The 25,723-nt window shown below is 72.7% G+C and carries 25 protein-coding genes; 10 read left to right on the top strand and 15 right to left on the bottom strand.

Going from position 1 to position 25,723, the window contains the following annotated elements; all coding sequences use genetic code 11:
• Window positions 1-27: 27 nt before the first annotated feature.
• Entirely contained in the window at window positions 28-915 is an 888-nt protein-coding gene (locus ACSYGO_RS22785) for a hypothetical protein (protein ID WP_426679079.1), read from the top strand.
• A 31-nt stretch (window positions 916-946) separates the two neighbouring features.
• On the opposite strand, the gene ACSYGO_RS22780 is transcribed toward ACSYGO_RS22785, so the two are convergent.
• Window positions 947-1,918: a zinc-binding dehydrogenase gene (locus ACSYGO_RS22780; protein WP_460387440.1), complete on the bottom strand. Its 972-nt coding sequence runs from the start codon at window positions 1,916-1,918 to the stop codon at window positions 947-949.
• 138 nt (window positions 1,919-2,056) lie between these two features.
• Between ACSYGO_RS22780 and ACSYGO_RS22775 the strand changes: the two genes are divergently transcribed.
• Complete coding sequence (locus ACSYGO_RS22775) at window positions 2,057-2,692, top strand: TetR/AcrR family transcriptional regulator (RefSeq protein WP_460387438.1); 636 nt, start codon at window positions 2,057-2,059, stop codon at window positions 2,690-2,692.
• A 36-nt stretch (window positions 2,693-2,728) separates the two neighbouring features.
• The gene (locus tag ACSYGO_RS22770) at window positions 2,729-4,807 is read left to right on the top strand and encodes a HelD family protein (RefSeq protein ID WP_460387436.1); all 2,079 of its coding nucleotides are present in this window, start codon (window positions 2,729-2,731) and stop codon (window positions 4,805-4,807) included.
• 48 nt (window positions 4,808-4,855) lie between these two features.
• Here ACSYGO_RS22770 and ACSYGO_RS22765 read toward each other — a convergent pair whose 3' ends face one another.
• The 3 genes from ACSYGO_RS22765 to ACSYGO_RS22755 all read right to left on the bottom strand — a co-directional run bounded on the left by ACSYGO_RS22765 (window position 4,856) and on the right by ACSYGO_RS22755 (window position 7,783).
• Complete coding sequence (locus tag ACSYGO_RS22765; protein ID WP_460387434.1) at window positions 4,856-5,533, bottom strand: SDR family NAD(P)-dependent oxidoreductase; 678 nt, start codon at window positions 5,531-5,533, stop codon at window positions 4,856-4,858.
• A complete protein-coding gene (locus ACSYGO_RS22760) occupies window positions 5,530-6,390 on the bottom strand; it encodes a nitroreductase/quinone reductase family protein (protein WP_460387432.1) in 861 nt (286 codons plus the stop codon). Before ACSYGO_RS22760 ends, ACSYGO_RS22765 begins: the two co-directional genes overlap by 4 nt.
• A gap of 448 nt (window positions 6,391-6,838) precedes the next feature.
• Window positions 6,839-7,783: a sigma-70 family RNA polymerase sigma factor gene (locus ACSYGO_RS22755; protein ID WP_460387430.1), complete on the bottom strand. Its 945-nt coding sequence runs from the start codon at window positions 7,781-7,783 to the stop codon at window positions 6,839-6,841.
• Between the two features lie 106 nt (window positions 7,784-7,889).
• On the opposite strand from ACSYGO_RS22755, the gene ACSYGO_RS22750 reads away from it, so the two are divergent.
• From ACSYGO_RS22750 to rox, 3 genes are all read left to right on the top strand, one after another.
• On the top strand, window positions 7,890-8,735 hold the full coding sequence (locus ACSYGO_RS22750; RefSeq protein ID WP_460387428.1) for an SDR family oxidoreductase: 846 nt from the start codon (window positions 7,890-7,892) through the stop codon (window positions 8,733-8,735).
• A 7-nt stretch (window positions 8,736-8,742) separates the two neighbouring features.
• The gene (locus ACSYGO_RS22745) at window positions 8,743-9,285 is read left to right on the top strand and encodes a GNAT family N-acetyltransferase (RefSeq protein WP_426679071.1); all 543 of its coding nucleotides are present in this window, start codon (window positions 8,743-8,745) and stop codon (window positions 9,283-9,285) included.
• 347 nt (window positions 9,286-9,632) lie between these two features.
• Entirely contained in the window at window positions 9,633-11,060 is a 1,428-nt protein-coding gene (gene rox, locus ACSYGO_RS22740) for a rifampin monooxygenase (protein ID WP_460389750.1), read from the top strand.
• A 128-nt stretch (window positions 11,061-11,188) separates the two neighbouring features.
• Here the strand turns inward: rox and ACSYGO_RS22735 are convergent, their stop codons facing one another.
• From ACSYGO_RS22735 to ACSYGO_RS22715, 5 genes are all read right to left on the bottom strand, one after another.
• On the bottom strand, window positions 11,189-11,980 hold the full coding sequence (locus tag ACSYGO_RS22735) for an ABC transporter permease (protein ID WP_426679070.1): 792 nt from the start codon (window positions 11,978-11,980) through the stop codon (window positions 11,189-11,191).
• Window positions 11,977-12,978: an ATP-binding cassette domain-containing protein gene (locus tag ACSYGO_RS22730; protein WP_426679069.1), complete on the bottom strand. Its 1,002-nt coding sequence runs from the start codon at window positions 12,976-12,978 to the stop codon at window positions 11,977-11,979. Before ACSYGO_RS22730 ends, ACSYGO_RS22735 begins: the two co-directional genes overlap by 4 nt.
• A 155-nt stretch (window positions 12,979-13,133) precedes the next feature.
• The gene (locus ACSYGO_RS22725; protein WP_426679068.1) at window positions 13,134-13,976 is read right to left on the bottom strand and encodes a DUF4097 family beta strand repeat-containing protein; all 843 of its coding nucleotides are present in this window, start codon (window positions 13,974-13,976) and stop codon (window positions 13,134-13,136) included.
• Between the two features lie 82 nt (window positions 13,977-14,058).
• On the bottom strand, window positions 14,059-14,577 hold the full coding sequence (locus tag ACSYGO_RS22720) for a hypothetical protein (RefSeq protein ID WP_426679067.1): 519 nt from the start codon (window positions 14,575-14,577) through the stop codon (window positions 14,059-14,061).
• Between the two features lie 456 nt (window positions 14,578-15,033).
• Window positions 15,034-16,254, bottom strand: a complete 1,221-nt coding sequence (locus tag ACSYGO_RS22715) for an MFS transporter (protein ID WP_435224152.1) — start codon at window positions 16,252-16,254, stop codon at window positions 15,034-15,036.
• Between the two features lie 67 nt (window positions 16,255-16,321).
• Between ACSYGO_RS22715 and ACSYGO_RS22710 the strand changes: the two genes are divergently transcribed.
• Window positions 16,322-17,326, top strand: coding sequence for a helix-turn-helix domain-containing protein (locus ACSYGO_RS22710; RefSeq protein WP_460389749.1), 1,005 nt, complete (start codon window positions 16,322-16,324; stop codon window positions 17,324-17,326).
• Window positions 17,327-17,360: 34 nt separating this feature from the next.
• Here the strand turns inward: ACSYGO_RS22710 and ACSYGO_RS22705 are convergent, their stop codons facing one another.
• From ACSYGO_RS22705 to ACSYGO_RS22695, 3 genes are read right to left on the bottom strand one after another with little or no spacing between them, the layout of a single operon-like run.
• Window positions 17,361-17,654, bottom strand: coding sequence for a DUF1330 domain-containing protein (locus ACSYGO_RS22705; protein WP_460387425.1), 294 nt, complete (start codon window positions 17,652-17,654; stop codon window positions 17,361-17,363).
• A 33-nt stretch (window positions 17,655-17,687) separates the two neighbouring features.
• Window positions 17,688-19,121 (bottom strand): MFS transporter, encoded by a 1,434-nt coding sequence (locus ACSYGO_RS22700; protein WP_460387423.1) that lies wholly within the window; start codon window positions 19,119-19,121, stop codon window positions 17,688-17,690.
• On the bottom strand, window positions 19,118-19,480 hold the full coding sequence (locus ACSYGO_RS22695) for a MarR family winged helix-turn-helix transcriptional regulator (RefSeq protein ID WP_384120353.1): 363 nt from the start codon (window positions 19,478-19,480) through the stop codon (window positions 19,118-19,120). Before ACSYGO_RS22695 ends, ACSYGO_RS22700 begins: the two co-directional genes overlap by 4 nt.
• A 264-nt stretch (window positions 19,481-19,744) precedes the next feature.
• Here ACSYGO_RS22695 and ACSYGO_RS22690 point away from each other — a divergent pair, with 264 nt between their 5' ends.
• The 3 genes from ACSYGO_RS22690 to ACSYGO_RS22680 all read left to right on the top strand — a co-directional run bounded on the left by ACSYGO_RS22690 (window position 19,745) and on the right by ACSYGO_RS22680 (window position 21,448).
• Window positions 19,745-20,257 carry a helix-turn-helix domain-containing protein gene (locus ACSYGO_RS22690; protein WP_426679063.1) on the top strand — a complete coding sequence of 171 codons (513 nt, stop codon included), beginning with the start codon at window positions 19,745-19,747 and terminating at the stop codon, window positions 20,255-20,257.
• Between the two features lie 106 nt (window positions 20,258-20,363).
• Window positions 20,364-20,957, top strand: a complete 594-nt coding sequence (locus ACSYGO_RS22685) for a hypothetical protein (protein ID WP_426679062.1) — start codon at window positions 20,364-20,366, stop codon at window positions 20,955-20,957.
• A 164-nt stretch (window positions 20,958-21,121) separates the two neighbouring features.
• Complete coding sequence (locus ACSYGO_RS22680) at window positions 21,122-21,448, top strand: DUF2516 family protein (RefSeq protein ID WP_373557557.1); 327 nt, start codon at window positions 21,122-21,124, stop codon at window positions 21,446-21,448.
• Between the two features lie 208 nt (window positions 21,449-21,656).
• Here ACSYGO_RS22680 and ACSYGO_RS22675 read toward each other — a convergent pair whose 3' ends face one another.
• From ACSYGO_RS22675 to ACSYGO_RS22665, 3 genes are all read right to left on the bottom strand, one after another.
• Complete coding sequence (locus ACSYGO_RS22675) at window positions 21,657-22,985, bottom strand: PP2C family protein-serine/threonine phosphatase (protein WP_426679061.1); 1,329 nt, start codon at window positions 22,983-22,985, stop codon at window positions 21,657-21,659.
• A 339-nt stretch (window positions 22,986-23,324) separates the two neighbouring features.
• The gene (locus tag ACSYGO_RS22670) at window positions 23,325-24,410 is read right to left on the bottom strand and encodes a C40 family peptidase (RefSeq protein WP_426679060.1); all 1,086 of its coding nucleotides are present in this window, start codon (window positions 24,408-24,410) and stop codon (window positions 23,325-23,327) included.
• Between the two features lie 252 nt (window positions 24,411-24,662).
• Window positions 24,663-25,502 (bottom strand): class I SAM-dependent methyltransferase, encoded by an 840-nt coding sequence (locus ACSYGO_RS22665; protein WP_460387420.1) that lies wholly within the window; start codon window positions 25,500-25,502, stop codon window positions 24,663-24,665.
• Window positions 25,503-25,723: the final 221 nt, after the last annotated feature.

Here is a 25,723-nt window from a genome sequence, read left to right as displayed (position 1 = left end):
CCTTCGGAACGGGAGGAGGCCCGGTATATGTCCGGAACGGGGGGCAGAGCGGCCGATGGCGGTGTGGGTGCGCACCTGAGGCGATTCCAGGAGCGCTACGAGCCGATCTTCACACGGCTGCTCCTGATGACGATCTTCGTCGTCGGTCTGACCGCGCAATTCGTGAAGCCCGTGGGAGACGCCCTGGAGGACAAGGCGTTCCTCGGTGGCGCCCTGCTCAGCCTGGTCGGCTACGTCCTGTACGACACGGTGAAGGACCTCTCGGCGACGCTCCGCAGGCCTCCGCGCGTTCAGGTCGAGTCGCGCGAACTGGGCACCTTCGTCAACGACGCCTTCAGGGCGCGCGAGGTGGAGATCACCTTCCTCGGCTACACGGGTGAGACGCTCTGCAACGAGATGTTCCACCGGCTGGAGAAGCTCCTGGAGGACCCCGGGCCCACCAGGCACGTCTCCGTCAGGGTGCTGATCCCGGACTTCGGGCAGGAGATGACCGTTCCGGCGCGGGTGGGCGAGGACGACGCGCCGGTGGACGACCCCGACTTCCGCAAACGCATCGAGGTGAAGTGCAAGGAGTACGACGAGACGCTGTCGGGCATCGAGGAGCGTCTGAATGGACTCGGCCGGGTCAGTGCCGAGTGCGAGTACCGCGTCTATCCCGGCATACCGCGGGACAAGATCTGCATCTTCAACCGGGAAATAGTGCTGCACGGCCTCTACAACGTGGCGGCCCGCACCATGCTGCGGAGCGCGGGCCCCGAGTTCTACGACCCCAAGGGCTACCGCACCGACCTCAGCGTCTGGTCCCGGGGAGCCGGTGACGACGCCAAAGCGGTGGTCGCCACGTGGAACAAGCATCTCGACGACCTGTGGAACCTGTCGTTCGCGCCGGGTTGGCGGCGGGGGCCGGGAAGCTGAACCCCGCCACCGCCCCGGTCCGCGCCCGTCGTCACACCTTCAGCAGCGCCTTCCCCACCAGCCGCCGGTCCTCGATGGCCGCGTGCGCCTCGGCCGCGCGGTCCAGCGGGAACACCTCGCCGACGACCGGGTGGAGGCGTCCCGCCGCGGCTTCCTCCAGGGCGGCGGTGGTGAAGCGGCGCAGGTCGGCGGGGGAGAACTGGACGTCCGCGATGCCGAAGAGGGTGATGCCGCGGCGGGCGGCCTCGGCCGGGTCGACGGGGGAGAAGGCGCCCGTCGGCGCTCCGTGGGCGGAGAAGCGGCCGCCGTCGGCGGTCAGCGGGAAGGCGGCGGCGCCGAGTGGTCCGCCGACGCCGTCGAGGACGACGTCCGCGGCCGGCTCCGGGCCGCCGAGGGCCTCACGTGCGGCGGCCACCCAGTCCGGACGGGTCGCGTCGACCACCGCGTCCGCCCCCAACTCCCGTACCAGGGACAGCTTCCCGGCGCCCCGGGCCACCGCGACGACGCGGGCCTCGCGGGCCTGGGCCAGCTGGATCAGGAGCGTGCCCATGCCTCCGGACGCGCCGAGGACGAGGACCCGGTCGACGGCGCCGACGGCGGTCCGTTCGAGGAGGCCGGAGGCGGTGACGCCGTCGTGGACCAGGGCCGCGGCCCGGAGCAGGTCCACGGAGTCCGGTACGACCGTCAGGGCGGACACCGGCGCGACGGCCCGCTCCGCGTAGCTGCCCTGCACGAAGGACACCACCCGGCGGCCCAGCCACTCGTCCGGCACGTCCGCGCCGAGGGCGGCGACGACTCCGGAGACACCGCCCCCGGGAACGTACGGGGGTGTCACCGGGAAGAACTCGCGGCCCCAGCCCGCCCTTGTCTGGGTCTCCACATAGATCGTGTCCGCGTAGGCGACGTCGATCAGGACCTCGCCGGGCGCGGGCGCCGGGTCGGGCAGATCCACGGGGGCGAGTACCTCGGGTCCGCCGAACGCCTTCACCTGAGCTGCTCGCATGGGTCACTCCTCAGCAGGATCTTCCGTCGGGTCGACTCGGGACGAGCCGTCGATCACTGCCCGCAGTCTTCGACCTCAAGTCCGGTTGAGGTCAAGCACCGTTCCTGGGCGGCCCCGGCGGTGCGTACGCTCGTGACCATGGGTGAGACCGGACTGCGCGAGCGCAAGAGGCAGCGGATGTACGAGGACGTCTCCGAGATCGCGATCGGACTGTTCCTGGAGAAGGGGTTCGACGCCGTCTCGGTGGCCGAGGTGGCGGCCGCCGCCGAGATCTCCAAGCCGACCCTCTTCCGGTACTTCCCGTCCAAGGAGGACCTCGTGCTGTACCGGTTCGCCGACCACGAGACGGAGGCGGCGCAGGTGGTCGCCGGCCGCCCGGAGGGGCAGTCCGTGATCGGCGCGCTGCGGGCGCACTTCCTGGACGGGCTCGGGCGGCTCGACCCCGTCACCGGACTCAACGACCATCCCGCCGTGCTCGCCTACCTCCGGCTGCTCTACGGCACGCCGTCGCTGGTGGCGCGACTGTACGAGTACCTGGAGCGGTCCGAGGGGGCGCTCGCCGAGGCCCTGGGCGGCGGCCTCGACGCGCGGCTGGCGGCCGGGCAGATCACCGCGGTGCGGCGCATCCTCGCGCTGGAGAACTGGCGGCGGATCGCGGACGGGGAGACGGTGGCGCAGGTGCGGGGGGATGCCGTGGCCGCCGCCGAGCGGGCGTTCGCGCGGCTGGCGGCAGGGCTGCCGGAGCTGGCCCAGCCCGCGCAACCAAGTAAATAATGTAACTCGGTAACGCATTCCGCTATCCTGGGTGGAATGACGCCACCCGACCCTGCCCCCGCACAGCCCGCACAGCCCGCACAGCCCGGCACCCCGTCCCTCCGCGGCTCCCTCGACCACGAGCGCGCCTACCACGACACCTGCCGCGCCGCCCTCGCCGCCATGGTCGAGGGCGCGCAGGAGCAGGTCTTCACCGGCGAGGACGTCTCCGCCTCCGGCGCCGACGCCGAAGTGCTCGGATACCAGCTGCGCAGCCGGGCGAAGGAGATGCGCGAACTGCCCCACGGGCCGCTGTTCTTCGGCAAGCTGGACTTCGAGCGCACCGGCGCGCAGGCCGGCGAACACGCCGGGCAGAGCTACCACATCGGGCGGCTGCGGATCACCGAGCACCCCGCCTCCCCGCCCCTGGTCGTCGACTGGCGCGCGCCCGTCTCCCGCGCCTTCTACCAGGCGGGCGCCCACGACCCGCAGGGCGTCGCGGTCCGGCGCCGCTTCGGCTGGGCCCCCGGCAGCAGGGGCGACTCCACCGACCTCACCGGGCTGGAGGACGAGCACATCGGAGCGGGGCAGACACACGACAGCCGGATCCTCACGGGCGAGATCGAGCGCCCCCGCATCGGCCCCATGCGCGACATCGCCGCGACCATCCAGCCCGACCAGGACGACCTCGTACGCGGTGACCTCACGGACTCGGTCTGTGTGCAGGGCGCCCCCGGCACCGGCAAGACGGCCGTCGGGCTGCACCGGGCCGCGTACCTGCTCTACACGCATCCGCAGCGCATCCGCCGCGGCGGACTGCTCATCCTCGGCCCCAACCGCACCTTCCTGTCGTACATCTCGGAGGTGCTGCCCGCGCTCGGCGAGACGGGGGTGCGGCAGTCGACCGTCGGGGACGAGATCGCCCGGCACCCGGTGACCGGGCGGGACGACGAGCGTGCCGCGGTCGTCAAGCACGACGCACGGATGGCCCGGGTGCTGCACCGGGCCCTGTACGGCGCCGTCGGCGGCCCCGTCGAGTCGCTGGCGGTGCCCGACGGCTCGTACCGCTGGCGCGTCCCGGCCGGCGCGCTCCGGCGCATCGTGGACGACGTACGGGCCGAGGAGCCGCCGTACGCCGTCGGCCGTGAGCGCGTGCGGACACGGGTCGTGCGTCATGTGCGGGAACAGGCCGAGCGGCGCTCCGGACCGCAGACCAACGCGTGGGCACAGAAGATCGCGCGGGCCCGGCCGGTCACCGCCTACGTCGACGCGGTGTGGCCCCGGCAGCGCCCCGAGGAGGTGCTCGCCCGGATCCTCACCGACGCGGACGCGCTGGCGGAGGCGGCCGACGGGATCCTCGACGCCGACGAGCAGAAGGCGGTCCTGTGGGCGAAGCCGCCGCGCTCCCACAAGTCCGCACGCTGGTCCGCCGCCGACCTCGTGCTGCTCGACGAGATCGCGGGACTCGTGGAACACCCCGAGGGGTACGGCCATGTCGTCATCGACGAGGCGCAGGACCTGTCGCCCATGGAGTGCCGGGCCATCGCGCGGCGGGCCGCGTTCGGATCGCTGACCGTGCTCGGGGACCTCGCCCAGGGCACCACGCCCTGGGCGGCCCGCGACTGGAGTGAACTCCTCGCCCATCTGGGGAAGTCGGACGCCGCCGTCGTCCCGCTGACGACCGGCTTCCGGGTGCCGGGCGCCGTCGTCGAGATCGCCAACCGGCTGCTGGACCGGCTCGACGTGGCCGTGCCGCCCGCCCGGGCCCTGCGCCGGGACGGCGCGGTGACGATCCGGCCCGTGTCCGACGTGCTGCCCGCGACCGTCGACGCGGTGCGCGCCGCGCTCACGCAGGAGGGCTCCGTCGGGGTCATCGCCGCGGACAAGGACGCCGGACGGGTGCGGGAGGCGCTGAGTGCCGCGGGCATCGGGGCGTCGGGCCCCGAGGAGCTGGGCGCACGCGTCGCGGTGGTGCCGGCCGGCCTCGCCAAGGGACTCGAGTACGACCATGTCGTGGCCGTCGAACCGGCCGCCGTCGCGGAGGCCGAGGCCCGCGGCCTGCACCGGCTGTACGTGGTGCTGACCCGGGCCGTGTCACGGCTGGACGTCGTCCACGCGCGGCCCCTGCCCTGGTGAGCCCGCCGCCGGCGGGCGGCGGCCGCCGGGGAGGGGCGGCAGGTCGGCTCACCAGGGCAGGGGGCGGCCGTCGCGGAAGAAGCCGCCGGTCGGGCCGTCGTCGGGGAGGGTCGCCGCCCAGACGACGCTCGCGGCGCCCTCCTCGACGGGACGCCCGCCCGAGCCGCCCATGTCGGTGGCCACCCAGCCCGGGCAGACGGCGTTCACCAGCACCCCGTCGCCGCGCAGTTCGGCGGCGAGCATGCGGGTGAGGGCGTTGAGGGCCGCCTTGGACGCGGAGTAGGCGGGCGTGCCCCCGCCCATGCCGGCGAGGGACGCGGCCTCGCTGGACACGTTCACGATCCGCGGGTGCGCGCTCGCACGGAGCAGGGGGAGCAGCGCCTGGGTCAGCCGCCAGGGACCGTAGAGGTTCGTCTCGGCGGCCTCCCGGACGACGTCGAGGTCGGCGGTGATCGCACGCTGCCAGGTGTCGTACGTGATCGCCGCGTTGTTGACGAGGACATCGAGGACACCGAGGGCGTCGACGTCCCGGGCGAGGGCGGTGATGTCGGCCTCGGAGGTGACGTCGAGGCGCAGGGGGCGGGCGTCCGGGCCGACGGCCCGTGCCGCCTCGGCGGCGGCCTCGGCCGAACGGGCGGTCACGAGGACGGTGTGCCCGGCGGCGGCGAGCTGTCGGGCGACCTCGCGCCCGATCCCCCGGTTGGCGCCGGTGACGAGTGCGATCACCGTGGCGCCCCCGGAGCGGCCGGTGCGGCCAGGAGGGGAATCAAGTGCTCCTCCTCGTAGGTCAGATGGGCTTCCAGCGCGGTCGTGAGGCGTTCCACGTCGGAGCGTACGCGGCCGGGCCCCGTGCCGGGCGCGGCGACGATCCGGCGCAGTTCTTCGAGGAGCTCCGCGATCTGCTCGTGTTCCCGGCGCAGCCGGTCCAGGACGGGGGCGAGCCGGGGGTGGCGGTCGGCGAGCATCGGGAAGATGCCGAGGCCCTCACCGGTGTGGTGGTTGTGCAGGCCCTGGCAGAGGGTGAGGCAGTTGACGCGCAGCTGGGCGCCCAGCTGCGCCCCCTGCCGTGTCACCTCCTCCCGGATCAGGGCGAGTTCGCGCCGGAAGGCGTCGTGGACCACTTTCAGCCCCTCGGCCATGGAACCCGCGTTCATCTGCGGCGGGCCGTCCTTCGGGATCGCGCGGAGCGCGACGACGGGAATCACCCGGTCGGTCTTCGCCTGGTACTCCGCCCACCCCGGGTCCGCCTCCACCGCCCGCGCGAAGACACGGTCGCGTTCCGGGCGTTCGAGCACGTGGGCCTCCGCCTCGTAGACGAAGACGCCGTCCTCGACGGTGACGCGGGGGTACGCGAGGAGATTGCGGTACCAGTCCGGGTGGCGGGGCGCGCCGCCGGCCGAGGCGATGACGAGGACCTGCTCGCCCCCGTCGGGGTAGTAGCCGAGGGGGGTCGTGTGCGGGGCGCCCGTCCGGGCGCCGGTGGTCGTCAGCAGGAGCAGCCGGGCCTTCTCGAAAGGGCCGCCGACCCGTCCGCCGTTGGCCCGGAATTCGTCGACGATCCGCTGGTTGAACTCGTTGGGCATTCTTTTCCCACTCCCTTTTTCGGGCAGGCCGAATTACCGCGTGGCGCATTCGGGCACGCGGTTGTGGAATTGCGTGTGAAGGCGCGCGCCGAAGGGGACGGAGTCCCGCGCAGAGGGCGCGCGTGGAAGGCGTACGGAAGGGCCGTACGGAGACACGACGGTTCTCAGACGCCCTGTGAAGGCGCGGTCCGACGGTGTCGTACGGGGAGGCCGTCACAGGCGGAGGGCGTACGCGGACGGCGTACGGAAAAGAAGGGAAGGGCGGGGCTCTGCCCCGACCCGGCCTCACTCGGAGGCCGGGCAACCAACTCGCTCACGGCACAAGGCCGACCCGGCAGTCATGGGAGCACATTAAAGGAACGTGCCGGGCCGGCGCAATGCCGTATTTCCGCACCGGGGCATTCCGGCCGGGCCGCCCCGCTTTTCCCGGGAGCGGTATTTCCCTGTGTCAGCTCCTCCCGGGCCACGAGGTGTTCTCCCGCGCCGCGGGGTCTTCCGGATGCGCCGGGTCCTGCGGCACCGCGACCTCGACCTCGCGCAGCCGGTCCGGGTCGGCGATGACGCGGATCGCGGTGACGCGGCCGTCGTCCGCGAAGTCGAAGGCGAGGACCAGGGCGAGACGGCCGAAGGGAGCCATCGCCAGGCCGACCGTGCCGTCGAGGAGGGCGACGCCGGTGAAGCGGGCGCGGCCGGTGGCGGCCATCGCGCCCTCGGCGACGGTGACGGCACCGCTGACGACGACCGGTCCGGGCGTCGGGATGACGGACGCGTCGGCGTGCAGGACCACGTCCGGGTGGAGCAGGGCGACCAGGGCGTCGAAGTTCCCGCCGCGGGTGGCGGCCAGGAAGGCCTCGACGACCCGCCGACGGCGCGTCAGATCGGCGTCCGGCAGGGGCGAGACCCCTTTCACCCGGCGCCGGGCGCGACTGGCGAGCTGCCGTACCGCGGCGGGGGTCTTCTCCAGCATCGGGCCGATCTCGTCGAAGGGCACGGCGAACATGTCGTGCAGCACGAAGGCGAGCCGCTCGGCCGGGGAGAGCGTGTCGAGGACCACGAGCATCGCGACGCCGACCGAGTCGGCGAGCGCGGCCTCCTCCTCGGGGTCGCCGCCGTCCTCGGGCGGGACGGGCGCGTCGGCCACCCGGAGGTCGAGGGGTTCCTCGCGCCGCGCCTTACGGGTGCGGAGCATGTTGAGGCACACCCGCGTCACGATCGTGGTCAGCCAGCCGGCCGGGTTCCCCACGCCGTCGGTGCCGGCGCGGTCGGCCCGCAACCAGGTCTCCTGGACGGCGTCCTCCGCCTCGCTCACCGACCCGAGCATCCGGTACGCGACGGCCCGCAGATGCGTCCGGTGCTCCTCGAACCACTCGGCCGGCCATGCGCTCTCGCCCACCGTGTCACATTCCCTTCGCGCGGCGTGTCAGCGAAGTAGAACACCGAAAACCCGCTGAGGGCACCGGAATTCGATCGTCCCGGCCCTCATGGAACAAGGAGTGACAATGGCTTTTGACACGTCGATCATCCTGGTCACGGGCGGTACGGGCACGCTCGGGCGGCTCGTCGTCCCGCTGCTGCGCGAGGCGGGGCGCGAGGTGCGGGTGCTCAGCCGGCACGGCCGGCCCACCGGCGGGGCGGGGGGCGAGGACCGCGACGGTGTCGACCACGTGGCCGTGGACCTGCTCGGCGGCGAGGGGATCGGGCCGGCGCTGGAAGGGGTCGGCACCGTGGTGCACCTCGCGGGCGGTCCCAAGGGCGACGACATCGCGACCCGCAACCTGGTCCGGGCCGCGCGGTCCGCGGACGTACGGCACTTCGTCCTCATCTCGGTCATCGGCGCGGACCGGGTGCCGCTGGCCTGGCTCAGGTCGAAACTGGCCGCCGAGCGGGCGGTGGCCGAGTCGGGGCTGCCGTGGACGACGCTGCGGGCGGCCCAGTTCCACGAGCTGACCCTGAAGACGGTGCGGGCGATGGCGAAGTCGCCCGTCTTCCCGGTGCCGGGCGGGCTGCGCCTCCAGCCGGTCGACGCGCGTGACGTGGCGGCCCGCATCGCGGAACTCGCCCTCGGCGGACCGTCCGGGCTGGTGCCCGACCTCGCGGGACCCGAGGTGTACGGCCTCGGCGACCTGGCCCGCGGATACCTGAAGGCGTCCGGGAAGCGCCGTTTGACGATGCCGGTCCGCATACCCGGCAAGGCGGGCCGCGCCTACCGGGCGGGCGACAACCTCACGCTCGACGGGGCGGACGCCGGGAAGCGGACGTGGGAGGACTTCCTGGCGGAGCACGTCGGCCGGGACGGCTCTCCGGCCTCGCCGACGACCCCGGGCTCCGGCCGCCGGTCCATATGATCACCCCATGATCGAAGGCAAGTCGGTACGGCTGCGGGCGCTGAGCGCCGAGGACCTGGACGCACACGTGCGCTGGCGGAACGACCCGGAGGTCGTGCACTGGGCCACCGGCGGCAATCCGCAGTTCGGCCCCGTCACACGGGAGGCCCTGGCGTCCTTCCACGAGGTCCGGCTCCGCGACGACCCGCGTTCCGAGTGCACGTTCACCGTGGAGGACCTGGCCGACGGCCGGGCGATCGGCATGGCCGACTACCGCGACCTCAACCCGTTCACCGGCCGGGCGACGGTCGGCATCACCATCGGCGAACGGGACCGCTGGGGCGGCGGCTACGGCTCCGAGGCGTTGCGCCTGCTGCTGGGCCACCTCTTCGGCGCCTGCCGCCTGCGCCGCGTCGACCTGGAGACCTGGAGCGGCAACGAGCGCGCCCTGCGTGCCTTCCGCGCGGCCGGTTTCGTCGAGGAGGGCCGCCGCAGGGCCGCCGTACGCGTGGGCGACACCTGGCACGACGAGGTGCTGTTCGGACTCCTGAAGGAGGAGTGGACGGCGTAGCCGCCCGGCGGCGGACGCCCGCCGCGCACGGCCCGGAAGACGGGAGCGGGCCGGAAGACGGGAGCGGGCCCGGAGGCGGGAACGAGTTCCTGGGACGAGCACGTGCCTGGCACGCGCACGTGCCCCGGAGACGACTACGTGCCTGGGGCGCGCACGTGCGCCGGAGACGAGTGCATGCCTGGGGCGTGAAGGAGCCCGGAGACGACAAAGGGCAAGGAGTATGTGCTCCTTGCCACTCTCAACGTATAGCGCACAGGGGGCCTTGCGGCAAGGCCCGGTCCGTGCCGCACAATCGTCCGCCGAGGCCAGGACCTGCACTTACGCAATCTCCTTGAATGGGCGTGCTGATGATGGACGTGATCGTGGTCGGCGGCGGACCGACCGGCCTGATGCTGGCCTGCGAGTTGCGGCTGCACGACGTGAACGTGGTGGTGCTGGAGAAGCTGACCGAGCCGACCAAGGAGACCCGCGGGCGCGGTCTGCACGCGCGCAGCGTCGAGGTGATGGATCAGCGCGGCCTGCTGGACCGGTTCCTCGCGGTCAGCGACACCTTCCAGGTCGGCGGACTCTTCGGCGGCATCGTCAAGCCGTGGCCGGACCGGCTGGACACGGCGCACCCGTACGGACTCTCCACCCTCCAGCCGGCCACCGAGCGCCTGCTCCGCGAGCGTGCCCTCGAACTCGGTACCGACCTCCGGCGCGGCTGCGAAGTGGTCGGGCTGAGCCAGGACGAGGACGGGGTGACCGTCGAGCTGGCGGACGGCGCGCGGCTGCGTTCGCGCTACCTCGTCGGGTGCGACGGCGGCCGCAGCGTGGTCCGCAGGCTGATCGGCGTCGGTTTCCCCGGCGTGCCCGCCACGGTCGAGACGCTGCTGGGCGACATGGAGTTGGCCGAGGACCCGGCGACGGTCGAGGCCGTCGTCGCGGAGGTCCGCAAGACCCAGCTGCGGTTCGGCACGATCGCCAACGACGACGGCACGTACCGCGTCGTCGTCCCCGCCGCCGGCGTGTCCGAGGAGCGGGCGACCGCGCCCACCTTCGACGAGTTCAAGCAGCGGATGCGGGCCGTCGCGGGGACCGACTTCGGCGTGCACTCGCCGCGCTGGCTGTCCCGGTTCGGGGACGCCACCCGGCAGGCCGAGCGCTACCGGGTCGGCCGGGTGCTGCTGGCCGGCGACGCGGCGCACATCCACCCGCCGACCGGTGGGCAGGGGCTCAACCTCGGTGTGCAGGACGCGTTCAACCTCGGCTGGAAGCTGGCCGCCGAGGTGGACGGCTGGGCGCCGGAGGGGCTGCTGGACAGCTATCACGCCGAACGCCATCCGGTGGGCGCCGCCGTGCTGGACAACACTCGCGCGCAGATCACGCTGCTCGGGACCGATCCGGGTGCGACCGCCCTGCGGGAGCTGTTCTCGAAGCTGATGGACTTCGAGGAGGTGAACGCGTACGTGACCGGCATGATCACCGCGGTCGGGGTCCGCTACGACTTCGGCGAGGGGCACGAACTGCTCGGCCGGCGGCTGCGGGACGTGAAGCTGGAGCAGGGGCGTCTCTACGAGCTGATGCACGGCGGCCGGGGACTGCTGCTCGATCGGACCGGACGGCTCTCGGTCGCGGGCTGGGCGGACCGGGTCGACCATGTCGTCGACTTCGGCGAGGAGTTGGACGTGCCCGCCGTGCTGCTCCGGCCGGACGGCCATGTGGCGTGGGTCGGTGAGGACCAGCGGGATCTGCTCGGCCGCCTGCCCCAGTGGTTCGGCGCCGCCGCCGGCTGAGCAGGCCGAGGAGGGCGCCGACGCGGAGCCGGAGCACGCGGACGGGGCGGCGCACGCCGACGCGGAGTCGGAGTGCGCCGCCCTCGGGCGGTACGGGCGGCGACGGGCGGACCGCGCGGTCGCCGCGGCTACTTCGGATCGCGGTCGAAGACCGCCTTCGACCAGAAGTAGCCGAGCGCGCACAGAGCCAGGCACCAGCCGACCGCGAGCCATCCGTTGTGCCCGATCCCGGTGCCGAGCAGCAGCCCGCGCAGGGTCTCGATGGCGGGGGTGAAGGGCTGGTACTCGGCGATCGGCTGGAACCAGCCCGGCATCGCGTCGACCGGGACGAAGGCGCTGGAGATGAGCGGGAGGAAGATCAGCGGCAGCGCGTTGTTGCTGGCCGCCTCGGCGTTCGGGCTGACCATGCCCATCCCGACCGCGATCCAGGTGAGCGCCAGGGAGAACAGGACGAGCAGCCCGAACGCCGCGATCCACTCCAGAGCGCCGGCGTCCGTGGCCCGGAACCCCATGGCCACCCCGACGGCCCCGACGAGGAGCACGCTCATCACACACTGCAGCACACTGCCGACGACGTGCCCGACGAGCACGGAGCCGCGGTGGATCGCCATCGTGCGGAAGCGGGCGATGATGCCCTCGGACATGTCCATGGAGACGGACACCGCGCTGCCGACGGTGGTGCCGCCGACGGTCATCAGCAGGACGCCGGGTACGAGGTAGGCGATGTACTCGGAGCGGTCGGCACCGCCGCCGCCGATGCCCGCGCTCATCACGTCGCCGAAGACATAGACGAAGAGCAGCAGCAGCATGACCGGCGTGAGCAGCAGGTTCAGGGTGAGGGACGGGTAGCGCCTCACGTGCAGCAGATTGCGGCGCAGCATCGTGGTCGAGTCGCGCACGGCGAGGGACAGGGAGCTCATCGGAGAGCCATGCCTTTCTTGTCGGTGCGGCCGGTGCCGTCGGTCAGGGCGAAGAAGACGTCGTCGAGGTCGGGGGTGTGCACGGTCAGCTCGTCGGCCTCGACATCCGCAGCGTCCAGCCGGTCGAGCAGGGCGCGCAGCGCCCGCTGGGTGCCGTCGCTGGGGATCTGGAGCGTCAGTGCCTCGTCGTCCCCGGTGATCTCGCTCAGCGCGGCGGCGGCGCTCCGGTACGCGGCCGGATCGGTGAAGCGGAGGCGCACATGGCCACCGGGGATCAGGCGCTTCAGTTCCTCGGCGGTGCCCTGGGCGACGATCCTTCCGTCGTTGAGCACGGCGATGCCGTCGGCGAGTTCGTCGGCCTCGTCCAGGTACTGGGTGGTGAGGAAGACGGTGACGCCGTCGGTGACCAGCTCGCGGATGATCTGCCACATGTTGTGCCGTGAGCGGGGGTCGAGGCCGGTCGTCGGTTCGTCGAGGAAGATGATCCGCGGGCTGCCGACCAGGGTCATGGCGATGTCGAGGCGGCGCTTCATGCCGCCGGAGTAGGTGGAGGCGGGTTTCTTCGCCGCGTCGGTGAGGTCGAAGAGCTCCAGCAGTTCGGCGGTGACCCGTCGTCCCTCCTGCTTGGACAGGTGGTGCAGGTCGGCCATGAGGAGCATGTTCTCCTCGCCGGTGATCAGTCCGTCGACGGCGGAGAACTGGCCGGTGACACCGATCGCGGCGCGCACTCCGTCCGGTGACGTGGCGACGTCGTGTCCCGCGACCTGGGCCTGGCCGCCGTCGGCGGTGATGAGCGTGGACAGGATCTGGACGGTGGTGGTCTTGCCGGCACCGTTCGGCCCGAGCAGCGCGAACACGGACCCGGCGGGGACGCGCAGATCGATGCCGTCGAGGACGGTCTTGTCGCCGTACGACTTGCGCAGACCGATGGCGGAGAGGGCGGCGGGCGACTGCGGACCGTCGCCTTGCCTGGGCGTGGGCATGACAGAAGAAGGCATGGAGCCCTCCGTTCGGAGGCTGAAGTGGGCGGAGGACGGCGTCCGTCGGTGACGTGGCGCTCAGGGGTGAACGGTTCTGGTGGACGGCGTGGCGCTCAGGGGTGAACGGTTCTGGTGGACGGCGTGGCGCTCAGGGCCGGCCGGCGAGGCGGTGCTCAGGCCTTGGCGCGGCGGACGTCGATGTTGCCGTGCCGGGTGCGGGCGCGGACCTCGACGGTGTCCTCGGTCTGCTCCGGGGACTCGGACGCGGTGAGCGTGTTGCGGACCTGGCCGGAGCCCGAGCTGACGTCGAGCCAGGCGGCCGTGCCCTCTCGGACACCGACCTCGATGGCGCCGTAGTTGGTCTCCAACTGGACCGTGCCGCGCGCCACTTCGCCCACCCGCAAGGTGCCGTGCGCGGTGGTGGCGGTGACCGAGTTCTCGGCGCGCCGGATCTCGATGTCGCCGTTGGCGCCGCTCACCCGCAGCTCGCCGGTCGCGGCGCCGACGGTCGTGGTGCCGTGCGAGTTCTTCAGGACGGCGGGCCCGTCGACGAGGCCGACGCGCAGGCTGCCCGAGCTGGTGGTGATCTCGGCCATGCCCTCGACGCGGTCCACGGTGATCGATCCGTGCGACGCCTTCAGGTGCAGTGGGCCGGTGGTGTCGAGGCGGACGTCGCCGGACGAGGTCTTCACGCGGACCTCGCCGAGCCGGCCCTCGCCGAACACCTGGGCCCAGGCGCCGGTCATGTCGATACGCGAGCCCGTGGGCAGTTCGACCGTGACGTCGACGGTGCCGGTGCGGCCGAACAGGTTGGACTTGGGCGTCCTGACGGTCAGTGCGCCGCTCACGTACGTGACCTCGGTCTGGTCGGCCGCCCGCACGTCCAGGTCCTTCTTCGGGTCGCGGGGCCGGACCTCGACGACCGTGTCGAGGCGGTCGCCCGCGGTGAACTGGATGGAACCGGCCTCCACGTGCGCCGTGGCCGAGATCGCTTCGGGAGTGTCGAAAGAAGGCATGGCTGTCCCGTCCTCTTGGGTCTTCAGGTCGTCCCCGCTGGTGGGACGCGGTGTGGGTGAGGTGGTGCGGGCGGCGGCGCGGCTAGCGCACCCAGCCCGTGAAGCTCTGGCCGACGGTCTGGGTCTTCTCCGTCGTACGCGGCCGGGCGCCGCTGTCGACCGCGGCCGACACGGCCCGCACCAGCCAGGCGTTGACCGACAGGCCCTCGCGGTTCGCGGCCTCCTCGGCGCGTGCCTTGAGGTGGGCCGGCAGACGCAGATTGACGCGGGCGGTGGCGCCCTCGTCGCCCTCGGCGGGTGCCGGGGCCCTGAGCGGTTCGAAGGGTGCGGCGGACTCCGCGGGGGCGGGACCGTCGGTGGGCGGCGGTGTCACCACGAAGTCGGGGTCCAGCCCACGCAGCCGTACGTCGACCGAGCCGGGGGCGAGCTCGCGGGTGATCTCGTCCATCGCGGCGGAGAGCACATTGAGCAGGGTCAGCCGGGTCGCCGACTCCAGGGGAGCGGTGAGCCGCTCGGCCAGCTCGCGGGCTTCGTCCCCGCCGGCTTCGGCGGCCACCGCGAGTTCGCGGCGGAGGGTGTCGACATACGGGGTGAGGTCCATGACGCCATCATGGCGCCATAGTGGTGCCATGCGCAAGCCCATGGCGTCATCTCTTCGGGGCGGGTGGCGGGTATGTGCTTTTGACCTGCGGAAACGTAAAGCGGGCGACCTGATTGATCGTGGTGTCAGGTGCGCTCATGCGTCTCATGGGGGCATCGAGTGGTGCCGCGTGGCACCGGATGGCACCGGATGGCACCGGATGGTGTCGAGCGGCGCCACGTGGTGTCGCCCGATGCCATGCGGTGCCGCCTGATGTCGCGTGGCGCCACTCGGTGCCACTGGGCGCCATGTGGTGCCCTGCGGTGCCCTGCGGTGCCCTGCGGTGCCCTGCGGTGCCCTGCGGTGCCCTGCGGTGCCCTGCGGTGCCCTGCGGTGCCCTGCGGCGCAGGCACGCTCACCCGCACTGACCGCGCGCGCCACGGCCCGTGGTCGCCCCGATCCGCCGGAAGGCACCGGCTAGTCCGTGGCGGCCGGCTCCGACGCGACGCCCGGACGCGTACCGGGGACCGCCGGCTGTCGTTCCTCGTGCCGGCCCAGTGCCGCGAGGGTCAGGGTCACGGTGACCGAACCGGCCGCCATCAGCGTCATCGCCGTGGCCGGAGAGGTCAGTTGGGCCAGCGTGCCCGCGATGGCGGCGCCGACGCCCTGCAGGGCGGCCATGCCGGTGGCGTGCAGGCCGAGGGCCTGGCCCGCGAGGTCGTCGGGGGTGAGGGACATCAGGCGTTCCTGCAGGACCAGGCTCGCGGCGAAGCCGACGGAGGCGACGGCGCAGGCCACGGCCGACAGTGCCACTCCCGGCCGCAGGACGAAGAAGAGGTAGGGGGCCGCGAGCAGCAGGCGCAGCGGGGTCGCGAGCCGGGGGCGCACCGCGGGCGGGACCAGGCGGCCCACCGCCATGTCGCCCACGAACATGCCCAGCGCCCCGCACGCGTACAGCGTGCCGGCGGCCGAGGGGGCGTAGGAGACGTAGAGCGAATCGCTGCCGACCACCAGGCCGTTGGGGACCCACAGGCCCAGATAGGCGAGGCGCCGGGGGCGTGAGGACCACAGGAGGGCGTTGGTGCGCCAGGTCGCCGACAGGGACGGGCGGCCGGAGGCGCGCGGCGGGCGGGCGGTGAGGCCCAGGCGGGTGACGACGGCCGACGCCAGATACAGCGCCGCCGCGAGGAGCAGACAGGTCCGTGGGGACAGGAGTGCCAGCAGTGCGCCGCCCGTCGCGAAACCGGCCACCTGCGTCAGGCCCCAGAGCATGTTGAAGACCGAACGGCCAAGGACGTAGCCGTCCTTGGGCAGGATCTCGTTCAGCAGCCCGCCGCGGACTCCGCCGCCCAGCGACGCGACCAGGCCCTGCAGGAGTACGACGGCGAAGACCGCCCCGACCGACAGGCCGGGCAGCGCCAGCACCGCCGTGCCGGCCGCGAAGGCGAGGGCGAGGCCGGACAGGATCGCGCGCGGGGGCAGGCGGTCGGCACCCGAGAGCAGGAGCGTGCCCCCCACGAGCTGCGCCAGCTGGGGTCCGAACATGCTCACCGCCGACAGGAGCGGGGAGCCGGTGGCCCGGAAGACCAGCGTGCCGAGGGCCAGCGCGCCGACCGTCTGAGCCGCGGCGAAAGCGGCGAAGGAGAGCAGGAACGGGCTGAACTCCGGTACGCGGAACAGGGTTCGGTAGCTGCGCATGCGAGAGAGTCTCGAAGCGGCCCGGGGCCTTGTTTACTGTTTCGCCGAGATGCGAAAGGTCGTGGGCATGGGCCTGTGGCAGATCGACACCGACACCCTCGCCGGCAGCCGGTTCGTGCTCTCGCCGTTCGCCGAGACCTTCGCGAGCCTGAAGCTGCTGCACGCCGAGACCGGTGCCCATCCGGGCGAGGAGGCCTGGCTGCGCGCACATCTGCCCGGCTACCGCGCGCGCCTCGCGGCCGACCCGGTGGCCGCGCCGCTCGTGCGGGCGGCACTCGGCACCTCCTGGATCGCCGACTTCTTCTGCCCCACCTCGTGCGAGGGGGAGAGCTTCGAGGAGACCGTGACCCGGGTGCGGGCGGCCGCGGCCGGGGATGCGCGGGCCGACCTCCGTGTGTCCCTCCGGGGCCCGCTCCCCGCCGCCCTGGAGCGGGACGACCTGCCCGAACGCGCGGCCGCGCTCCTGACGTACGTCTGGACGGAGACCGTGCGGCCCTACTGGGAGCGCCGGCGGCGCGTCCTGGAGGCCGACGTGGTCGCGCGGACCGCGCGCGTGAGCCGGGGTGGCTGGGCCGCCGTGCTGAACTCGCTCCGGCCGGGGACCCGCTGGCTCGGGGAGAGCCGGTTCCAGGTCAACCTGAACGCGTATCCGCCGCGGGAGATCGCCGCGGGGGCCGAGCTGCTGTTCATGCCGGTGACCCCGAGGACCGGGTGGGTGTCGTGGGAGGGGCGCGAGCGGTACGCCGTCGTCTACCCGTGCCTCGGCGTGCTCGCCGAGGACCACGGCCGGCGGCCCGTGCCGGCCGGGCTCGGGGCACTCATCGGATCCGCGCGCGCCGGACTGCTGGTGCTGCTCGGCACCCCCATGAGCACGACCCAGCTGGTCGCCGTGACAGGGCAGGGGCTGGGATCGGTGGGACGGCATCTGCGGGTGCTGCTGAACGCGGGGCTGGTGGAGCGCCGACGGGCCGGGCGGTCGGTGCTGTACGCGCGGACGGCGGCCGGGGAGGTGCTCGTGGAGGCGTCGGGGGCCGGCGCCGGCGAGCGGGAGCCGGAACCGGGGTTCCAGTAGCCGGTTCTTCGGTGAAGATCCGACCGGACCTCGCTCAGTCGATGCCTTCGACGATGCGGAAGTCGCGCTCGACGCCGTCGGAGAGGGCGACCAGCGCCTTCTGGTAGGCCGCACTCTCGTGCGCCGCGACGGCCTGCTCGAAGCTGTCGAACTCGATCAGGACGGTGCGCTCGGCGATTCCGGCGTCATGCGCCACGACCCGACCGCCGCGGACGAGGACCCGGCCGCCCCCGGCCGCGACGGCCGGACGGGCCAGCTTGTTGTAGGCAGCGAGCTTCTCAGGGTCTGAAATGGTGCGGTAGACGCTGACCCAGTAGCCCTTGGGCATGGAACCTCCAGTGTTGGGATGAGCGCATCTGGCTTACGGGTTGGTCCCGGACGAGCGTCGGCGGGCGAGAGCGAGGCTTGTCAGCGTCGTGATCGCCATGGCGCCGACGCCGACCAGCGCCGCGGTGGTGTAGGCGCTGTCGTCGGGGAAGAGGTGGCCGGGGCCGGTGCCCGCGGCGAGGATCAGGCCGCCGATGGCGCTGCCCAGGGAGTACCCGACGCTGCGGACGACGTAGTGGAAGCTCATGGCGCTCGACGTCTCGCTCCTGGGGGTGACGGCCAGGATGACGCCGGGCATCGCGGCCGAGAAGCCGCCGACGCCGAAGCCGAGCACGCCCATCGCCGCGAACACCTCGGCCAGGTCCGACCGGGCCGCCGCGAACAGGGCGAACCCGCCGCCGACCACGACGGCGCTGCCGGCCAGGAGCAGGGGGTCGGCGATCCGCGTCCGGACCCGCGGCGTGAGCTTGCCGGCGACGAACCCCAGCACCGAGAACGGGATGAGGACCAGCCCGGCGACGAAGGTCGTCAGCCCGAAGCCGTAGCCGGCGCCGTGCGGCGTCTGCGCGTACCGGGTGATGAGCGTGAGCAGGAGGTACATGCCGATCCCGCCGACGAACATGGCGAGGTTCGCCCCGGCGACCGCCGGGTGCCGCACCGCCCGCACATCGACCAGGGGCGTCGTGCTGCGCAGCTCGACGACGGCCCAGACGCAGAGCAGCACCACCGCGACGACGGCGAGGCCCGCCGCCACGGCGAGGTGCCGGCTCCACAGATTCCGTTCGCCGGCGAGGAACAGCACCAGGAGCAGCGCAGCGGCCAGGACGACCGCGCCTGTCACGTCCACGTGGGCGGAGCGGCCTTCGGGGGCTTCGGGCATGGAGCGCCACGCGGTCAGGAGGGCGGCGGCGGTGACGGCCAGGCCGAGGCCGTAGGCGGCCCGTACCCCGCCGAGCTCGGCGAGCAGTGCGGCCAGCGGGTAGCCGACGCCGGCCCCGATGATCGAGACCACCGAGATCAGGGCGATCACGGCCGCGCCGCGCTCCTCGGGGAGGTGGTCCCGGGCCACGCCCATCATCAGCGCCGTCAGCCCGAGCCCGACGCCCTGGGCCGCCCTGCCGGCCAGCAGCCACGCGAACGGCAGCGGCAGCACGGTGAGCGCGCTGCCGGCGACGACGACCGCCAGCGTGGCGAGGATCGTGGCCCGCCGGTGCGGGCCGGCTCCGAGCCGGCCGAGGACCGGCGTGGCGACGGCGCCGCTGAGCAGCGCGACGGTCAGCGTCCACTGCGCGCTGCCGAGCGAGACGTGGTACGAGGTCGCCACGCTGGTGATGAGCGGCGTCCCGAGGCTGGCGACCGCCGCCACGACCAGAGCGATGAACATCAGGGCGGGGACCAGCAGCCGCGCCTCGGAACGCGCCACCGGGAACGCCTTCGACGCGACCCCGCCGACCGGCTGCCCGGTCACTGCTTCGGCCGTTCGCGGTCCTGGCTTTCGAGCTCTGCCAGATGCTTCAGCGCCGGAAGGGCCGCCACCAGCGCCTCGACCTCGTCGCCGGTGAGCTCGCCGATCAACCGCTCGAACGCGTGGACGCCCGCCTGGCGCCGCGTCCGGACATAGGAGGCGCCGGCCTCGGTCAGGCACACCAGCGTGACCCGCTTGTCGGACGCGTCGCCCCGCCGCTCGACCAGGCCGGACTCCTCCATCACCCGGACCAGGGCGGTCATCGCGGGCTGGGTGACGCCCTCGACCGCGGCCAGATCGGTGATGCGCCGCGGGCCGGTCCGGTCCAGGGTGGCCAGGGTGGCGGCGGACGTCAGGCTCATGTCCCGGGGCAGGCGCCTCGCGGCCCTGGTGGCCAGGCCGTAGAGCGCTGCCCCGATGGCGGCGGACGCGTCAGGAGCGGTGTCTTGACGACTCATGCTCGAAGCATAGCATTTTTATATTCATAGTTTATGTAAATGAGGGACCGGCGCGGGCAGCCTCGACCCCGGCTCGGCGATCAGGTCGGCGGTGGTGGCCGCATGGCATGGAACACTTTTGCAAGCGGGTGCTTGCAATTGTTAGCGGGAGTACGGCAAGGTGGAGACATGGCATCGCTCAACGTCGGCAATCTTGGTGAGTATCTGCGGGAACAGCGGCGCAACGCGCAGCTGTCGCTGCGGCAGCTCGCCGACGCCGCCGGAGTGTCCAATCCGTACCTGAGCCAGATCGAGCGCGGGCTGCGCAAGCCCAGCGCGGAGGTGCTGCAGCAGGTCGCCAAGGCCCTGCGGATCTCCGCCGAGACGCTCTACGTGCGGGCCGGCATCCTCGACGCCGAGCGGGACCGGGACGAGGTGGAGACGCGCGCCGTCATCCTCGCCGATCCCACGCTGAACGAGCGGCAGAAGCTGGTGCTGCTCCAGATCTACGAGTCCTTCCGCAAGGAGAACGGATTCGAGATCGCCCGGCCGGACGAGGACGCGCCAAGCCCCGAGGTGCCCGGTGCCGATCTGCACGACGGCACCGGCATACCCGCAGCTCAGGACAGACCGGACAGCGCAGCCCGCGGCCCCCGCACGGCCGACGGCAGCGGTGCCGATCCGCAGCAGACCGCCAGTTGATCCGCAGATGAGCAGCACGAGCACCGCCGGAACGACCGTACGCAGGCCGGTCTTGCCGCGGACCACCAAAACCCTCAGCCGAACGCCACACGGGAGGACCACCGTCATGGCCATCACCGACGACATCCGCAAGGCCGCCACCGACCCGACCCCGCTCTACTTCCTCGCCGGCACCGCCGACCTGGCCGTGGAGCAGGCCCGCAAGGTCCCCGGCATCGTGGAGCAGATCCGTGCCGAGGCCCCGGCGCGCATCGAGACCGTCCGCAACATCGACCCGAACGCCGTCCAGGAGAAGGCCGCCGCCCGCGCCAAGGAGGCGCAGGAGACGATCCAGACCAGGGTCACGGAGTTCATCAGCACCCTCGACACCGACCTGAAGAAGCTCGGTGAGTCCGCCCAGGACCTCGCCCTGCGCGGTGTCGGCGTCGCCGCCGAGTACGCGGTCAAGGCCCGGGAGACCTACGAGAAGGTCGCCGAGCGCGGCGAGCAGACCGTGAAGACCTGGCGCGGCGAGGTCGCCGACGAGATCGAGGACCTCGCGGTGGCCGTCGAGCCGAAGGCCGAGCCGGTCGAGGTCAAGGACGAGGGCAGGCCCGTCACGGCCGTGGCCGAGCCCGCTCCGGCCAGGAAGCCCGTGGCGAAGAAGGCCCCGGCGGCCCGCAAGGCCACGGCGAAGAAGACCACCCCGCCCGCGAAGTAGGCGGCAGCCCGCCGCTCGGCGGGCACCAGCGCGCGACGTGCCGGCCCCCTCGGGTCGGCACGTCGCGATGTGGGCACGGGCCGGGCACTCTCGGAGTTCCCGGCCCGTTCTCCGGGTACGGTGGCCGTAGAGACGACTCGACCCGGGCGGTGGGCATAGTGCTGATGACGGCATTCGGCGGCTTCATGTGGCTGATCTTCACTGCCATGCTGGTGCTCGCCGTGGTGGCGCTGGTGATGGCCGCGGTCGCCCGCGAGGACGCGTACCGCGCCGCCGACAAGCAGAACAAGATGTTCTGGCTGATCATCCTCGGCGTCACGGTCGCCGTGAACCTTCTGGTGCCGATGCTGTTCCTGCAGATCGCGGGCCTGATCGCCACCATCGTCTTCTTCGTGGACGTCCGCCCCGCCCTCCGCCAGGTCTCCGGCGGCGGCCGCCGCGGCGGCAGCAGCAGCGACGGCCCCTACGGCCCGTACAACGGCGGTCGGTGACCCTGCCGACACGACGGCGGCCGGTGACCACGCCGGCCGGATGAGTTGCGGCCGGTGACCACACCGACCCGACAGCAGCGGCTGATGACCCCGCCGACCCGATGAGCTGCGGCCGGTGACCCGGCCGCAGTCGTATCTCACCCGCCCCCCGCACGGCACAGGTGTGCGTGCCGCGGACCCCGTGGCCCGGGCACACGGCAGGCGGGCCTCAGGGCGTCCTGTCCAGCAGCAGCACCGCCACGTCGTCCGTCAGCTCACCGCCGTTGAGTTCGCGGACCTCGCTGACCGCGGCGCGCAGCAGTTCCTCCCCCTGGAGCCCCTGGGCCAGCTGACGGCGGACCATGTCCACCATGCCGTCCTGGCCGAGCCGGTCCTTGCCCTCACCTATGTGGCCCTCGATCAGGCCGTCGGTGTACAGCATCAGGCTCCACGCGGCGCCCAGCTCCACCTGCATGCGCGGCCAGCGCGCGTGCGGCAGCAGCCCGAGCGCGGGGCCGTTGTTCTCGTACGGCAGCAGCTCGGCCTGGCGGCCGGGGCGGGCGATCAGCGGCGACGGGTGGCCGGCCAGGCAGAGCCCGGCGCGGCGGCCGTCCGGAGCGATGTCCACGGTGCAGAGCGTCGCGAAGATCTCTTCGCTCTCGCGCTCGTGCTCCAGGACCTGCTGGAGCGTCGAGAGGAGCTCGTCGCCGCACAGGCCCGCGAAGGTCAGCGCGCGCCAGGCGATGCGCAGCTCCACACCGAGCGCCGCCTCGTCCGGCCCGTGCCCGCAGACGTCGCCGATCATCGCGTGCACGGTGCCGTCGGCGGTGCGCACGGTGTCGTAGAAGTCGCCGCCGAGCAGGGCCCGGGAGCGGCCCGGACGGTAGCGCGCGGCGAAGCGCAGCGGGGAGCCCTCCAGCAGCGGGGTCGGCAGCAGGCCGCGCTCCAGGCGCGCGTTCTCCTGGGCGCGGAGCTTCGACTCGGTGAGCCGGCGCTCGGCCCGGTCCGAACGCTTGCGCTCCACCGCGTACCGGATGGCGCGGCTCAGCAGCCGCCCGTCGAGTTCCTCGCGCAGGAGGTAGTCCTGGGCGCCCACCCGCACTGCCTCGGCGCCGCGCTCGGCGTCGCCGGACGCGGTGAGCGCGAGGACGGCATGCCGGGGGGCGAGCTGAAGGACGTGCTTGAGCACGGTCAGCTCGTCGTCGCTCTCGGCCGCCCGGCCCGGCGCGGGCAGCGCGAGGTCGAGCAGGATGCAGTGCACGTCGTCGGTGAGCAGCCGCTCGGCCTCGGTGAGGTTGCGGGCGGTACGGACGCGGATCGGCTTGCCGGCCGCGTCGAGCATTTCGGGCACGCTGAGGGAACCGGCCGGGTCGTCCTCGATGACCAGCAGGGTCAGGTTGGTGGTGCTGTCGACCGGAGCGGTGGCGCGAGGCGCCGGAACTGACCCGGAGGGGCCGCCGGTCGCATGTCCGGATGGGCCGCCGGGTGAGAACACGGCATGAGCCTGACCACCCTCCACGGCCGGGATCGCTCTCTGCCGCGGTACGGGTACGGGCATCGTGTTGGTTCCTTCCCTCCCCCCGAGGGCGTGGTGGGGCAAGGGACCTCGACCCACCGACGGGGACCATAGCGTCAGCCGGTGCCGCAGCGGAATGGCGTACGGCACGGCGTCCGGCAAAGCGCCAGTGTCATATGCCGCATCCCGTAACGCATTTGGACAGGACGCGCCCTCACCGGGGATGACGAAGGTCACGTCCTCGGGGTTGACTCCCGAGGGCAACCGTGCGGTGGGTCACGTGGGGCAGGTCACGCGGTTCCCCGGGGAGAGGTGTCCGGGTCACGCGGCTCCCCGGGGTGCGGTCCGCGTCGCGCGGCTCCCCGGGGAGAGGTGTCCGGGTCACGCGTCGGGGCGGACGACCCCGAGGATCGGCATCGAACCCGCTCCGGTGATCGTCACCGTCCGGCCGGGCCGGGGGGCGTGCACGATCGCGCCGTCTCCTATGTACATCCCGACGTGGCTCGCGTCGTCGAAGTAGATGATCAGGTCGCCCGGGCGCATGTCCTTGATGTCGACACGGTGGAGCTGCTTCCACTGCTCCTGCGAGGTGCGCGGGATGGGGTGGCCGGCGGACGCCCAGGCCTGGGAGGTGAGCCCCGAGCAGTCGTATGACTTCGGGCCCTCGGCGCCCCATTCGTAGGGCTTGCCGATCTGGCCGGTCGCGTACTTCACGGCCTTCTTGCCCTGCGCGGACGCCTCGCTGTTGATCTCGGCGAGGACGCCGGAGCTGAGCCAGGCCGTCTGCGCCTGGTAGGCGGCCTCCTCCTCCAGCTTCGCCAGCCGCTCCTTCTCCTCCTTCTCCAGCTGGGACTCCAGCTTTTCGGCGTCGGAGATGCGCTGCTTGATCTTCTTCTTGGCCGCGGCCTTGGCCTTGCGGTTGGCCTCCAGCTTCTGCCACTGCGCGGAGGCGTCCTTCGCGTACTGCTCCAAGTCCTGCTGGGTGCGCGTCAGCTCGCCCAGCAGCCCCTTGGTCGCGTGCTGGCCCTGCCGCACGCGTCCCGCGCCGTCCAGGAACTCCTGCGGGTCGTCGCTCAGCCACAGCCGCGCCTCGGGGGGAAGCCCTCCGCCGCGGTACTGCGCCCGCGCCGCGGCGCCCGCCCGGTCCTTCAGTTCGTCCAGTTTCGCCTGGCCCTTGACGATCTCGCGTGCCAGGTCGACGAGTTCGGCGGACTGCTTCTTCGCCTTCTCCTCGGCCGCGTTGTAGGCATCCGTGGCGAGTGCCGCGTCGTGGTAGAGCTTGTCCAGCTTCGCGCGGACCGCTTCGAGGTCCTTGTCGGCCGCGGGTGTGGGGGTCGCGGTGGGTGTCCGGGTCGGTGTCGGTGTCGGACTCGCGTACGCCACGCCCGGTGTTGCCAGCACCGCGCAGGCACATGCGCAGGCCAGGGCGATGGCCGCCGTGGTCAGGCTCCGCTTGCCGGATCCCATGTACCCGCCCCCAAACTGATTTACCGTCAGTAACTTACGGATGCATCGGGGATCGTGCCATGTCGGAGCGCAATGCGACAGAGGCGGGCAAGAACTCCCTTCCCCCGCACCCGCTTCCGCAAGACGATCTCCCCGCCGGTGTGACGAATCAGTCACCGATTTCGTTCCGCGCGCGCCGTGATGCCGGAGCGCGGCAGGTCGCAGCCCCTTGGCGGCCGTCGGGCAGCGCTCCGGGGCCCGGATGTTCCGGTGTCAGAACCGGGCGGAGGGGGACTCCTGGACCGTGCCCGGCGCCAACGCCTCCCAGCGCACGGTGACTTCGCCCTGCCGCCAGCGCGTCACGCCGTCGGACACCGGCCAGTCGGCCTTCAGGTCGCGGACCGTGCGTATCCAGCGCTGTCGCGCGCCGTACGAGGCGTAGGGTGCGGCGGCCGCCCAGGCGCGGTCGAAGTCGCGCAGGAAGGCGTGGACGGGCTCGCCCGGCACATTGCGGTGGATGAGGGCCTTCGGCAGGCGCTCGGCCAGGTCGGACGGTCGGTCCAGGGAGCCGAGCCGGGTGGCGAAGGTGACGGTGCGGGGGCCCTCCGGGCCGAGGGCGACCCAGACGTGCCGGCGGCCGACCTCGTCGCAGGTGCCCTCGACGAGCAGCCCGCCCCGGCCGGCGGGTCCGGCCGGTGCGAGGCGGGCGCACAGGCGTCGCCAGACCTCGGCGACCTGCTCCTCGTCGTACTGGCGCAGCACGTTGGCCGCGCGGATGAGGGTCGGGCTGCCGGGCACGGGCACCTCGAAGCCGCCGTGCCGGAAGGCGAGGCCCTCGCGCTCGTACGGACGGGCGGCCGCGACGCGGGCCGGTTCGATCTCCACGCCCACCACGCGGGTGCGCGGTGCCGTGGTGCGCAGACGGGTCAGGAGCTCGACCGCCGTCCAGGGCGCGGCCCCGTACCCGAGGTCGACGGCCACCGGGTCGGCGGACCTGCGCAGTTCGGCGCCGTGGACGGCCGCGATCCAGCGGTCCATGCGGCGCAGGCGGTTGGGGTTGGTCGTCCCGCGCGTCACCGTACCCACGGGGCGGGACGCGGCGCGGGTTGTCATGCGTACGAGAGTAGGCGCGTCCGGCGGGGGCCGGTCACGCCTGTGGACAACCTCCCGGCCCCTTGCCCACACCTGTGGAAAACATCCCGGCCCGCCGCCCCGGGCGGCCGGGAGGATGCCCGCTCCGGGGACCGCCTCGGAGCCCGTACGCCGCCGGGGCATGGCGGTGTACGCATCCCGCTATCGAACGGTTGAGCGAGCTGGGGTAATGATTCGGCAAA

The sequence above is a fragment of the Streptomyces krungchingensis genome (genome assembly GCF_054729265.1).
Note: the sequence above shows the minus strand (reverse complement) of the source record. Positions and strands in the feature narration are given on the sequence as shown.